Origin of the sequence: Micromonospora nigra (assembly GCF_900091585.1) — a bacterium.
Taxonomy (GTDB): Bacteria; Actinomycetota; Actinomycetes; order Mycobacteriales; family Micromonosporaceae; genus Micromonospora; species Micromonospora nigra.
The window spans coordinates 460,715-474,577 of sequence record NZ_FMHT01000003.1; the positions used below are offsets into that span (position 1 = coordinate 460,715).

A 13,863-nucleotide genomic window follows, 5' to 3' on the forward strand; every position below is an offset into this window, starting at 1 on the left:
GTGGGCTCCTCGTGCCGCGGTGACCGCCCGCCGATCCACTGCACGCGGGCGTTCGGCGTCGGGCCTTGTGCCCGCCGGGGCACCGCACCCCCAGGTCCCCCTCCACCGTGCGGGCCCCGCGTCGCCGGTCCATTTCAGCACCGTGTACCAGCCCTGGCGGGCCATGTCGGGGCGATCAGCGACGTCGCGGATGCCGTGGCCGCGCTCGCGTCACGCTGGCATAACCCGAGCGGCGCTCCCCGTCGACACGCCCGGTGATGATCATCACGTAGGAACGAACTCTACCCTCACCGGACGGTAGGTTCGGGTGCAGGTCGTCGAGATGCGGCTGTCGGCCCCTCGCGGTCTTCTCCCGGGCGACGGTGCCCGGAAACGGTCCGGAAACCTCCGACCGGTAGTTGTGTGCAGGTCAATCGCCGTGCCCTGGCGGGTACGGCATCGTGTGTGTGCCCGGCACGCGCACCCCGAGCGGAAACGGCTGATGTCTTCTGTGCTGTCCGCGGTCGGCCGACCGCGTCTGTCCCGCCCGTCCTGGCTGTCGCCGAAGGTGTTCCGCACGGAGGTCCTCGCCGGTCTGGTCGTCGCCCTGGCCCTGATCCCCGAGGCGATCAGCTTCTCCATCCTGGCGGGGGTCGACCCCCGGGTCGGGCTGTTCGCCTCGTTCACCATGGCCGTGGTCATCGCCATCTGCGGCGGACGCCCGGCGATGATCTCCGCCGCGACCGGCGCGATCGCTCTGGTCGTCGCCCCGCTGGCCAAGGAACACGGCCTGGACTACCTGATCGCCGCGGTGATCCTCGGCGGCGTCATCCAGGTGCTCCTCGCGGTCCTCGGGGTGGCGAAGCTGATGCGGTTCATCCCGCGCAGCGTCATGGTCGGCTTCGTCAACGCCCTCGCCATCCTGATCTTCGCCGCCCAGGTCCCCTACCTGCTCGGCGTACCGTGGCTGGTCTACCCGCTCGTCGCGCTCGCCCTGGTGATCATGGTCGGACTCCCCCGGCTCACCAGGGCCGTGCCGGCCCCGCTGGTGGCGATCATCGTGTTGACGGTCATCACCGTCGGCGCGAGCATGGCCGTGCCCACCGTCGGCGACCAGGGCGAGCTGCCGAACAGCCTGCCGACCCTCGGCCTGCCGCAGATCCCGTGGACGATGGACACCCTGACCCTGATCGCCCCCTACGCCCTGGGTGTGGCGCTGGTCGGGCTGATGGAGTCGCTGATGACCGCGAAGCTGGTCGACGACATCACCGACACCCACTCCAACAAGACCCGCGAATCCTGGGGCCAGGGTGTCGCCAACATCGTCACCGGCTTCTTCGGCGGCATGGGCGGCTGCGCCATGATCGGCCAGACGATGATCAACGTGAAGGCCTCCGGCGCCCGCACCCGCCTGTCGACGTTCCTGGCCGGTGTCTTCCTGCTCATCCTGGTGGTCAGCCTCGGCGACGTGGTCGCGGTGATCCCGATGGCCGCCCTCGTCGCCGTGATGATCATCGTCGCCGTCGCCACCTTCGACTGGCACTCCGTCGCCCCCGCCACCCTCAAGCGGATGCCGTTGGGCGAGACCCTGGTCATGGTCACCACCGTCGGCGCGGTGCTCGCCACCCACAACCTGGCCATCGGCGTGATCATCGGCGTCCTCACCGCCATGGTGATCTTCGCCCGCCGGGTCGCCCACCTCGTCGAGGTCACCAGCGTGCTGGACCCCGACGGCGGCACCCGCATCTACTCCGTGCACGGCGAACTGTTCTTCGCCTCCAGCAACGACCTGGTCTACCAGTTCGACTACGCCAACGACCCGGAGAACGTGATCATCGACATGACCCACGCCCACGTGTGGGACGCCTCGTCCGTCGCGGCCCTCGACGCGATCACCACGAAGTACGCCGCCCGCGGCAAGACCGTCGAGATCATCGAGCTGAACAAGAGCAGCGCCGCCATCCACGGCACCCTCGCCGGCACCCTCAGCGCGGGCCACTGATGCCGGACGCCCTGCGGGACACCGGGCCGCAGCACTCCTGCGGCCCGGCCGCCGGCCGGCTGATGCAGATCGGCGAGGCCGCCGACCGCGTCGGACTGAGCATCCGCACCATCCGGCACTACGAGGACGCCGGGCTGATCGTCCCGTCCGCGCGCAGCGAGGGCGGCTTCCGCCTCTACACCGAGCCGGACCTCGACCGACTCGCCGTGGTCAAGCGGATGAAACCGCTCGGCTTCACCCTCGACGAGATGCGGGACCTGCTCGGCGTCCTCGACGCCCTGCCCACCGCCGACCCGGACGACCGGCCGGCCCTGCTCGACCGGCTCGGCATGTTCCACACCGTCGCCACCGCCCGGGTGACCGCGCTGCGTGAGCAGTTGGCCGCCGCCACGGGTTTCGCCGACACCCTGCGCCACCAGCTCGACCAGCACACGTCCCCCCGCTGACCGGGTGACGTCACCCGGTGCGGCCGGGCCTCCACCGCAGTCACCGCGAACGGGCCTGAACCCCGTGGCTTCCGGGGGCCCGGCGGCCGGCACGAGCGACCCGATCGCCGGGTGCTGCCGGGGGCGGCCTGCCGGGTAGCCTGACCGGCACCATGGACGGTCACCGATTCGCCGTGTCCCGGCTCCTGCCACCACCCGGGCTGCCCCGGGCCATCGCGTACCGGTCCGCCATGGTCGCCGTCGGCAGCGGCACCTTCCTCACCGGCAGCATCGTGTTCTTCACCGAGGTTCTCGGGCTGAGCCCGGTGCAGATCGGGATCGGCTTCTCGATCGCCGGGCTCGCCGGGGTGGTCACCTCCCTGCCGCTGGGCGCGCTGGCCGACCGGATCGGCGGGCAGCGGTCCTGGGCCGTCGGCGCGCTCGGTTCGGCGCTGACCTTCGCCGCCTATCCGCTCGTGACGTCCTTCGCGGGCTTCGCGATCCTGATGGTGGTGGCCGCCGTCACCGACTCGTTCGCCAACGCCGGACGCACCATCTACACCGCCGCCGCCATGCCGGCGCAGGACCGGGTGCGCACGATGGCGTACGCGCGCTCCTACCTCAACGCCGGGTTCACCGTCGGCACCGGCCTCGGTGCCCTGGCGCTGGCGTTCGACACCGCCGCCGCGCTCGTCGCCATGGTGCTGCTCAACTCGGCGCTGTCCCTGCTCAATGCCGGCCTCGTGACCCGGCTCCCGGCCGCACCGGTGGTGCGCCACGACCGGGCGGCCACCGGCTCGCGGTGGGCGGCCCTGAAGGACCTGCCCTACGTCACGACCGCCGCGCTGCTCGCCGTCATGATGTTCCACTCGGTGATCCTCGTGGAGATCCTGCCGCTGTGGGCAATCACCCACACCGACGCCCCGAAGCCGTTGCTCGGCGCGATGCTGGCCCTCAACACGCTGCTGGTGATCAGCCTGCAGGTGCCGGCGGCGCGCGGGGCGACCTCGCTACCCGGCGCGGCCCGCCTGATCCGGCGGGGCGCGCTGGTCACCGCGGTCGCCTGCCCCGTGGCCGCGCTCGCGGGCCGCACCGGCGGCGGATGGACCATCGTCGTGCTCATGGGCGTCGTGGTGCTGGTGACGACCACCGAGCTGTGGTTCTCGGCGGCCCTGTGGTTCTTCCAGACCAACGTGCCGCCCGCCGCGTCGCGGGGGGTGTACCTCGGCGCGGCCCAGACCATCAGTTCGACGGCGGACATCTTCGCGCCGGTCGGCCTGACCCTCCTCGCGATCCAGACCGGGGGTTGGGGCTGGTGGGTCGTCGCGGCGATCTTCGTGGGCTGCGCGCTCGCCGCCGGCCCGGCCGTCGGCTGGGTCGCTCGGACACCCCGGACCGGCGGGCCCACCGCCATCCCGCCGGCAGCGTCCGAACCGGACGCCGAGACCGCCGGACGACCCGCCTCCGCCTGACGGCGGACCTCCGGACGGCTCCTTGACACTGAATCGACGCGACTGGAATCCTTCCCGGCGAAGGGGGTCCGATGAGCGCTGACGACGACGACACCCGCACGTATGCCGTGGTGGTGAACGACGAGGAACAGTTCTCCATCTGGTGGGACGACCGGGAACTGCCCGCCGGCTGGCGGCGCGAGGGCACCACCGGCACCCGCGACGAGTGCCTCGCCCGGATCGACGAGGTGTGGACGGACATGCGACCGCTGTCGTTGCGGCGCTGGATGGACGCGAACGCGGCCACCGGCTGACGCCGCACCGGACGAGGGCGCATGAACGACAGTCTCCAGCGGTACCCGGCCCTCGCCGTGCAACGCGGCATGGTGCTACAGACCCTCCGGCAACCCGGTGCGGGCGTCGACGTCCAGCAGGTCACGATCAGGTGGGACGGTCCGCCGGACCGGGACGCCCTCACCGCCGCCTGGCAGGCCGCGACCGACCGGCACGCGGTGCTGCGGACGGCCTTCGAGGTCGACGGTGACCACGGCGTGGTCCAGGTCGTACCGTCCACCGTGGCCGCCGACCTGCGGTGGCGGGACTCGCCGGTCGACGACTTCCTCCCCATCGACCGGTACGAACCCTTCGACGTCGGTCGGGCGCCCCTGCTCCGGGTCACCACGCTGGCCGACCACCACGTCGTCGTCACCTTCCACCACGCGATCCTCGACGGTCGCTCCACCCGGATGCTGCTCGACGAGGTCCTCGCCGACTACGCCGCGCGTCGGGCGGGCCGGCTGCCGGACCCGCCACGCCGGCCGCCGTTCGCGGACTTCGTGCACTGGTCGGGCGGCACGGTCGCCGGGGCCGCCCGCACGGGCGGGCCCGAGCCGTCCACCGACGACGCGTTCTGGCAGGAACACCTCGCCGGGGTTCCGCTGCCCAGGGCGCTTCCGGGTCGCCTCGACCCGGCCCCCGGCGCACGCGGCGTGCCGGCCACCCACGAGGTCGTCCTGACCCGGCAGGACTCCGACCGGCTCCGCGCCGCCGCCGCGACGGCCGGGGCCGGTGTCAGCGCGGTGGTCCACGCGGCCTGGGCGCTGCTGCGCGGCGGCTACGGCGGGGTCGACGACGTCACCTTCGCGGTCACCAGATCCTGCCGGTACGACAGCGTCCCGGACGCCGAGCAGATCCTCGGGCTGCTGATCAACACGGTGCCCCTGCGGATCCGGTGTGATCCGGAATGGACGGTGCGGAAGTTCCTCGCCGACGTGGCCGACCGGATCCGGCGGATCCGGGAACACCAGCTCACACCGCTGCACGCCATCCTCGACCGGGCAGGCCTGGCACCCGACACACCACTGCTGGACACCCTCCTGGTGTTCGAACGGCAGCGGCTGGCCACCGCCCTGGCCGAGGGCGGGCCGGAGCCGGCGCGACACACGGCCCGCGTCCACCGGATGCCCGGCTATCCGCTGACGGTGCACGCCTTCGACGAACCGGAGCTGCGCCTGGGCGTGACGTGGGACGCCACCGGGCTGCTGACCGCCTCGGCGCGGCGGATCCTCGCGCAACTGCACCACACCGTGCTCGAGGTGGCCGGTCGGCCGGACACCCGCCTGGCCGAGCTGGATCTCGGCGCCGCCCGGGAGGCGCCACTGCGCGCCACCTGGAACGCCACCCGGCGGCCCTATCCCCGCGACCGGTCCGTCCCCGAGGTCTTCGCGGCGCGCGTCGCCGACGACCCGGCCGCCACCGCGCTGGTGGTCGGCGACCGCACGGTCTCGTACGCGCAGCTGGACCGGGCGGCCGACCGGCTGGCCTGGACGCTGCGCGGCCACGGGGTGACCGGGGACGACCCCGTCGCGGTGCTGCTGCCCCGGGGCGAACCGCTGATCCGGGCCCTGCTGGGCGTGCTCAAGGCAGGCGGGGCCTACCTTCCGGTGGATCCGGCGTCCCCACCCGCCCGGATCGCGGGCATCCTCGCGGCCAGCGGTGCCCGCCTGCTGCTGACCAACCCCGCGATCGCCGCCGACCTGCCCGACCTGGGTCCGGTCCGGATGCTCGACGTCGACGCGCCGGCCGGTCCGGGCGGCGGCACCGCAGCACCGACGCCGGCCGGGCCGCCGCCGCGGATCCACCCGTTGCAGCTCGCCTGCGTCCTGCACACCTCCGGCTCCTCCGGGGCACCCAAGCGGGTCGGGATCACCCACCGGGGCGTGGTGCGGCTGGTGACCGGCCCGGACTTCGCCACCCTCGGCCCCGGCGAGCGGCTGCTCCAGTTCGCCCCGACCGCGTTCGACGCCTCCACCTGGGAGATCTGGGGTGCACTGCTGACCGGCGCCACGGCGGTGGTCGCGCCGCCGGATCCGGTGGACCTCACCCGGCTGACCACGCTGATCCGCACCGGCGGGGTGACCGTCGCCTTCCTCACCGCCGGGCTGTTCCGGCAGCTCGCCGAGGCCGACGCCACGGCGTTGGCGGGAGTCCGGCAGCTCCTCACCGGCGGGGACGTGGCCGACCCGGGCACGGTCCGCGCCGTACTCGCCGCGCGCGGCGGGCTGCCGTTGGTCAACGCGTACGGGCCGACCGAGAACACGACGTTGACCAGTTGTCACCTGATGGCCGGCGACGGGCCGGTGGGTGACCGGGTGCCGATCGGCCGTCCCGTGCCGCAGACCACCGTCCACGTGCTCGACGCCGACGGCCGGCCGGTGCCGGTCGGGGTCGCGGGTGAGCTGTGCACGGGCGGCGACGGGCTGGCCCGCGGCTACCTCGGCGATCCGGCGGCGACCGCCCGGTCGTTCGTGCCGGATCCACAGGTGCCCGGCGAGCGCCTCTACCGCACCGGTGACGTCGTCCGCTGGCGCGCGGACGGGGTGCTGGAGTTCCTCGGCCGCCGCGACGACCAGGTGAAGATCCGGGGGTTCCGGGTCGAACCGGGCGAGGTCGAGGCGGTGCTCAGGGCCCACCCGCAGGTCGCGGCGGCGGCGGTGGGTGTGCGGGGCGACGGGGCGCAGCGTCACCTGGTCGGCTACGTCACGCCGGCCGGCGCGGCGGCCCCGACCCCGGCGGGCCTGCGGGACCACGTCGCCGCCCGGCTGCCGGCGCACCTGGTGCCGGCCGCGTTCGTCGTCCTCGACCGGCTGCCGCTGACCGCCCACGGGAAGGTCGACCGGGCGGCGCTGCCGGCACCCGACTTCGCGCAGGAGGATCCGGAGGTCGCCGGCCCCGCCTCGCCGACCGAACACCGGTTGGCGGGGCTGTGGTCCCGGCTGCTGCCCGGCGGGCGACCGGCCGCGAGCATCGGACGGGACAGCAGCTTCTTCGCCCTCGGCGGCAACTCGCTGACGGTCACCCGGTTGATGTTCCGGATCCGTGAGGCGTTCGGCGTCGAGTTGGGCGTGGGCCCCTTCTACCGGGCACCGACGCTGGCCGCGACGGCGGCGTCGATCGACGCGGCGACCCGCCCGGAGTTGGGCGGTCAGGGGCAGGCCGGTCCGATGCTGCGCCGCCGCGACCGCGTCCCGCACCGCAGCGGGCGGGACCGGCCCGACCACCTGGCCCGGTTGACCGACGGGTGGGCCCTGTGGCGAACCGTCTGCCTGCGCGGTGCCGGCCTCCCCGTCGACCTGCTGGCCCCGCTGGGCGACACGGAACTGGCCGCCGCCGCCGACCGGGTGGTGGCGGCCCAGGCCGGCGGCGACCCGGCCGATGTCGCCCGCGCCGAGGCGGCGTACGCGGCCGTCTACCCGGACGCGGTCAGTCGGCTCACCGTCGCGCTGCACGCGGTGGCGGCCCACCCCCGGTTCCGCGAGGCGGTGGCCTGGCAGAACCCGCACGCGCTGCGCACCGGCGTCGACGCGCTGCTGCGACGGGGCCCCGGGAACCCGACCCGCAACACCAAGCACCGCCAGCACGAGGCACTGGTCACCAGCTACCTCCAGCGCTACTGCGCGAAGAACGACACCATCGGGTTCTTCGGTCCGGTCGGCTGGGCGCGGATCGAGCCGGGTGCGGGTGTCCGGGTCGACGCCACGGAGCCACCGGCGCTGCTCGCCGAACGGACGGTCTACCTGGAGGGCTGGGCGGTCGCGGCGGTGCTGGCGCCCTACGCGGTCCGGCTGCGTCCGTGGCTCGTACCCCGACTCATGCCGTTCCTGGACCTGGCCGGGACGACGCTGCGGGTGCCGCTCGCCGCACCGGTGCGGTTGCGCGACGCCGAGGCCGCGGTGTTGCGCGCCTGCGACGGGGTCCGCGACGCCAACGGGGTCGCCGAGACGGTGCTGGCCGACCCGGGGTCGGGCCTGCGGTCGACACAGGAGGTGTACCAGGTGTTGGAGGCGTTGGCGACAGCCCACCGGATCGCCTGGCAGCCGGAGGTGGCACCACACGACACCCGGCCGGAGCGCACCATGCGGGACCAACTGAGCCGGGTCACCGACGAGGCCGTCCGCGCGCCCGCGCTCGCCGCCCTCGACGAGCTCTGCGCCGCCCGGGACGCGCTGGCCGCGACCGCCGGTGACCCGGACGGGTTGACCACCGCGATGGCCGGCCTGGAGGCCACCTTCACCCGGCTGGCCGGCGTCCCGGCCACCCGGCGGGCCGGCACGATGTACGCCGGGCGCACGCCCGTCTACGAGGAGTGCCTGCGGGCCGGCACGGTCGGTGTCGGCGAGGCGAGCCTGGACGGGATCCGCGACGCGCTCGGCCTGGTGTTGGCCGGCGCGCGGTGGTTCACCGCCGCCGGCGCGACGCTCTACCAGCGACTCTGTGCCGAGATCTACCAGCGGCGGGCCGCCGAGCTGGGCACCGACGTGGTTCCGCTGGCCGACTTCTGGCTGCTGGCCGGCGAGGCGCTGTTCCACCCGCCGCAACGGCTGACCGCCCTGCTCACCACCGCGCTGCACCGGCGCTGGGCCGACGTCCTGACGCTGCCGGCGGGCCGGCGGCGGGTCCGGCTCACGGCGGCGGAACTGGCGCCGGCGGTGGCCGCCGCCTTCCCGCCGGGCCGGCCCGGCTGGCCGACCGCGCGGCAGCACAGCCCGGACCTGATGCGGGCCGGCGACGAGTGGGTGCTGGGCGAGCTGCACCCGGGCGTCAACACGCTGCGGTACGCCACCTGGGTGGCCTACCACCCCGACGCTGACGCGCTGCGCGCCGCGCAGACCCGGGACGTGGGCGCCGGGGCGGTCTATCCCGCCGAGACCGGCCAGGAGGGTGGCGTGCCGACCCGGCAGAGCAACGCCCTGACCGGGCCCGACGACATTCGGCTCGTGTTCGCGCACGACTCGTTCGGGCACGACCCGCGCCGGAGCCTGCGGGTCGGCGAGTGCGACCTGGTCGGGACGGCCGGCGGGCTGCGGGTGCGGTCGCGCGACGGACGGATCGACGTGGACCTGATGCACGTCCTCGGTGACGTGGTCGGTGCCGGGCTGTCGCAGCTCTTCCGCGTGTTGCCCCCGGCGGCGCACCAGCCCAGGGTCACCATCGACTCCCTCGTGGTCAGCCGCGAGTCGTGGACGTTCACCGCCGCCGACCTGGCCTTCGCCGAGACCCGCGACGAGGCGCTGCGGTTCCGGCAGGTGCGGGCCTGGGCCGGCGGGCACGGCCTGCCGCGCCACGTGTTCCTGCGCTGCGCCGGCGAGCGGAAACCGGTCCACGCCGACCTGACCAGCCTCGCCTCGGTCGACCTGGTGGCCCGCTCGGTGCGCCGCGCCCGCCGGCACGGCGGCGACGGTGCCACGGTCGGGGTGGTGGAGATGTTGCCGGCGCCGGACCAGCTCTGGCTCACCGGGCCCGACGGCCGGTACACCGCCGAGCTGCGGGTGGTCGCGGTCGACGGGACGGTGCGCTGACATGTCGGTCTTCGAGTTCCCGGCGTCGGCGGCGCAGCGGCGGATGTGGCTGCTCGACCAGTTGGACCCGGGCCAGCCGACCTACCACGTCGGGTGGGCGGTGTGGCTGGACGGCTTCCTGGACACCGCCGCCCTCGACGGGGCCTGGGCGGCGGTGGTGCGGCGGCACGAGATCCTGCGCACCACCTTCCGGGCCAACGGCGGGCGACCGGTCCAGGTGATCGACGAGAGTGCCCGCGCGTCCGCCCTTGAGGTCGTGCTGCTCGACCACCTGCCGGAGGCGGACCGGGAGGCGGCGGCCCGCACCGCGCTGCGGGAGCACGCCCGCACCCCGTTGCCGCTGGAGCGTGGCCCGTTGACCCGGGTGCGGCTGCTGCGGCTCGGCCCGCAGCGGCACGTCCTGGCGCTGGTGGCGCACCACGCGATCGTCGACGGCTGGTCGATGCGGCTGCTGTTCGACGAACTCTCCGCCGACTACGAGGCGTTGCGCGCCGGCCGGCCGGCCGCCTCGGTCGAGCCGCCCCTGCAGTACGCGGACTTCGCCCTCTGGGAGCGGGAGCACGCCGACGCGGGCGGCCACGCCGAGGCGGAACGTTTCTGGCCGGCCGAACTGGCCGGCGCCCCACCGGAGGTGCCGCTGCCGGTCGACCACCCGTACCCCGACCGGTTGTCGCCGGCCGCCGCCGAGGTGGCGGTGCCGGTCGACGGGGAGCTGGCCGGGGCGCTGCGTCGCCTGGCCGGCGCACGGGGCAGCACGCTGTTCACCGTCCTGCTGACCGCGTACGCGGCACTGCTGTCCCGGCTCAGCGGCGCCGACGAGGTGCTCGTCGGCGTGCCGGTGGCCGGACGCACCCGCATCGAGACCGAACCGATGCTCGGCCTGTTCGCCAACACCGTCGCGATCCGGGCGGTGCTGCACGGTGACCCGACGCTCGCCGAACTCCTCGACCGGCTGCACGCCGCCACCGCCCGCGCCCAGGCCCACCAGGACCTGCCGTTCGCGCGGGTGGTCGAGCTGTGCCGGCCGCAGCGGCACCCGTCCCGGGCACCGCTGGTGCAGGTGATGTGCACGGTCGAGGAGTCGCTGCCGCCGTTCGGGCGGGGGGCGCTGCGCTGGCGGCCCGAGCTGGTGCCCACCGGCACCGGCAAGTTCGAACTGGAACTGGCCGCCGTCACCGGCCCCGACGAGCTGACCGTGACGCTGCGGTATCTCACCGACCTGTTCACCCCGCAGGGCGCGGGCCGGCTCGCCGACGCCCTGGCCGCGATCCTGACCGCGCTGGCGACCGCCCCGCAGACCCGGGTCTGCGACGTGGACGTTCTCGCCCCGGCGACGGCGGACCTCGTCACCCGGGTGTGGCCGGCGGCCGGCTCCGGGTCGGTCCCACCACCGGGAAGCACCGCGGCGGCGCTGGTGGCCACGATCGACGCCGGCGACCGGACGGTGATCCGGGGCGACGACGTGACCCTGACCGGGACCGAACTGCGCGGGCTCACCGCCCGGATCGCCGCCGGTCTGCGAGGGCTCGGCGTGCGGGCCCAGGACACCGTCGGCATCGTCCTGCCCCGGGGAGCACGACCGCTCCCGGCGCTGCTGGGCGTCTGGTGGATCGGGGCGGCGTACCTGCCGCTCGACCCGACCCACCCGCCGCACCGGCTGCACGGGATGCTCACCGACGCCGGGGTACGGGTGGTCGTCACCGACAGCCGCGCCGTCCCCGCGCCGCTGCTGGCCGAGCTGGCGGCGTCGGTGACCCTGCTCGACCTGACGGCCGGGGAGGCGACCGCAGCGGCACGACGAGACGACGCCGGCCACCCACCAGCCGACACGGCGGCGGGGGAGGCGCCCGACGACACGGCGACAGAACCGGCGGTGGGGCAGCCGTGTGCGGTCCCGGCGACGGCGGCGGCGTACGTGCTGTTCACGTCGGGGTCCACCGGGCGGCCGAAGGCCGTCACCGTCACCCAGGGCGCGGTGGCGCACCTGCTGCACGCCTTCCGCGAGCTGATCCCGCTGGGGCCGGCCGACCGGGTCGTGTCGGTGAGCCCGTTCGCGTTCGACATCGCCCTGCTCGACCTGCTCCTGCCGCTGCTGTGCGGGGCACCTGTGGTGGTGGCCGGCGACGACGACGTGATCGACGGCAACCGGCTGCGGCGGCTGCTGACCACGACCGGGGCCACGATGCTCCAGGCGACGCCGACGACCTGGCGGATGCTGGTCGCGGCCGGTGGGGTGCCGGCCGGGGTGCGGCTGCGCCTCAGCGGCGGGGAGGCGCTGCCCCGGGCCCTCGCCGACGCCCTGGCGGAGCCGGGCACGCGCCTGTGGAACCTGTACGGCCCGACGGAGACGACCGTCTACTCGACCGGGGCGCAGGTGCAGCCGGGTTCGGCGCCGCCGGATCTCGGCCCGGCCGTCGCCGGCAGCCGGGTCTACGTGCTGGACAGGTGGCTGCGGCCGGTGCCGCCCGGCGTGGTCGGGGAGATCTGCATCGGCGGCGCGGGGGTCGCCCGGGGCTACGCCGGGGCACCCGGCGGAACCGCCGAACGGTTCGTGCCCGACCCGTTCACCCCCGGCGGCCGGCTCTACCGCAGCGGGGACCTGGGCAGGTGGCTGCCGAACGGGCGGATCGAGCCGCTGGGGCGGGCCGACCGGCAGGTGAAGGTGCGCGGGTTCCGGGTCGAGACGGCGGAGGTCGAGGCGGTGCTGCGCGGCCACCCGCAGGTCCGCGACGCGGTCGTCACGGCGATGTCCGACGTGGACAACGACGGCATGCGGCTGGTCGGCTACGTGGTCACCGATCCGGCCGGGACCGAACCGCCGGCGGGGTTGCCCGAGTACGCGCGCCGGTTCCTGCCCGCCCACATGGTGCCGGCGGTCCTGGTGGCGCTGCCGGAGCTGCCCCGGACCTCCCGCGGCAAGCTGGACCTGCGCGCCCTGCCCCGGCCCGAACCGGGTGTCGGTTCCGGTGCGGCGCCGGTGGCTGCGCGTACCCCGATGGAGCGGGAACTGGCGGCGCTGGTGGCCGACCTGCTGGGCCTGCCCGATCCGGTGGGGGTCGCCGACAACTTCTTCGTCCTGGGCGGGCACTCCGTGAAGGCCACCCAGCTGATGGCCCGGATCTGGACGGCGTACGGGGTGGACCTGCCGGTCCGGACGCTCTTCGACGACCCGACCGTGGCCGGCCTGGCTGCCGCGGTCAGCGCCGCCGGGGCCACGACGCACCCGGGGGCCGCCGCGACGCGCGCCGGCACCGCGCCGGCGGGGACCGACGCCACGGCTCGATCCGGCGGCGCGGGCTACCTCGACACGTTGACCGACGACGACGTCGACGACCTGCTCGCCGACCTGGACCGGCCGTCGAGGTGGGACGGATGAGCGAACCGCCGGCCTGGCTGACGGCGGTGCTCGCCGCGCTCGCCGAGGGCCACGAGACCGCACCGGCCCACTGGCGGCGGCGGGTGGACGCCGAACTCGACCGGCTCGCCGGCCGGGTGCCGTTCCGGGTGGTGTACGACTGGCACGCCCGCGTGCTCGCGTCGACACCCGACGGTGACGCCGGCCGGCCGGTGGGTGACCTGTTCCGACGGGCGCTGGCCGGGGACCGGGCCGGGGCGCACGAGTGGCACGCCGCGCTCCGGCCGGCCCTGCGCGGGTTGTACCGGGCCGCCTACCCGTACGCCGATGCCCGGTCGGTGGCGTACGCCAACGCCCACGCGTACGCGACCGCCAACGGTTACGGCCCGGACGAGGCGGTGGAGTTCGCCGCGCACTACGCCGACCTGAGCACCGGGGCCAACGCCGAGGCGTTCGCCGACGCCAACGCCATCGCGAACGCCGACGCGCTGGGGACCGCCCTGGCGCGGGCGGACGGGCCGGCGTACGCCCTGACGTACCCGGCCGCTCTGGTGCGCGCGTACGCCATGGCGGCGGCGAACCGGGCCGGTGCGACGGGCACCGCGGACGAGCTCCGGGCGGCGTACGGACGGCTGGTTGACGCGCTGGCCGAAAGTCTGCGCGACGTGCCGGGTTGAGGTCCACGGCCCCGTCCGTCGACCCCTGGTTTCGGCCTGTCGACTCATCTACTGTGGTTCCACTTCGGCCGATGTGCGGCGGCGCGGCGGGCCACTGGGGATTCGAGGGGGCACAC

General features: G+C 74.9%; 7 protein-coding genes. All 7 read left to right on the forward strand.

What is annotated here, in order from left to right; translation table 11 throughout:
• The first annotated feature begins 481 nt into the window (after window positions 1-481).
• The 7 genes from GA0070616_RS02080 to GA0070616_RS02110 all read left to right on the forward strand — a co-directional run bounded on the left by GA0070616_RS02080 (window position 482) and on the right by GA0070616_RS02110 (window position 13,747).
• Entirely contained in the window at window positions 482-1,981 is a 1,500-nt protein-coding gene (locus tag GA0070616_RS02080) for a SulP family inorganic anion transporter (protein ID WP_091075309.1), read from the forward strand.
• Window positions 1,981-2,427, forward strand: a complete 447-nt coding sequence (locus tag GA0070616_RS02085) for a MerR family transcriptional regulator (RefSeq protein WP_091075313.1) — start codon at window positions 1,981-1,983, stop codon at window positions 2,425-2,427. The genes GA0070616_RS02080 and GA0070616_RS02085 overlap by 1 nt, the downstream gene beginning before the upstream one ends.
• Before the next feature lie 152 nt (window positions 2,428-2,579).
• A complete protein-coding gene (locus tag GA0070616_RS02090; protein WP_091075316.1) occupies window positions 2,580-3,878 on the forward strand; it encodes an MFS transporter in 1,299 nt (432 codons plus the stop codon).
• 71 nt (window positions 3,879-3,949) lie between these two features.
• Window positions 3,950-4,171: an MbtH family protein gene (locus tag GA0070616_RS02095; RefSeq protein WP_091075320.1), complete on the forward strand. Its 222-nt coding sequence runs from the start codon at window positions 3,950-3,952 to the stop codon at window positions 4,169-4,171.
• Between the two features lie 21 nt (window positions 4,172-4,192).
• Window positions 4,193-9,715: a non-ribosomal peptide synthetase gene (locus GA0070616_RS02100; protein WP_091075323.1), complete on the forward strand. Its 5,523-nt coding sequence runs from the start codon at window positions 4,193-4,195 to the stop codon at window positions 9,713-9,715.
• A 1-nt stretch (window position 9,716) separates the two neighbouring features.
• Window positions 9,717-13,091: a non-ribosomal peptide synthetase gene (locus GA0070616_RS02105; RefSeq protein ID WP_091075327.1), complete on the forward strand. Its 3,375-nt coding sequence runs from the start codon at window positions 9,717-9,719 to the stop codon at window positions 13,089-13,091.
• Window positions 13,088-13,747: a hypothetical protein gene (locus GA0070616_RS02110; protein WP_091075331.1), complete on the forward strand. Its 660-nt coding sequence runs from the start codon at window positions 13,088-13,090 to the stop codon at window positions 13,745-13,747. The genes GA0070616_RS02105 and GA0070616_RS02110 overlap by 4 nt, the downstream gene beginning before the upstream one ends.
• The last annotated feature ends 116 nt before the right edge of the window (window positions 13,748-13,863 follow it).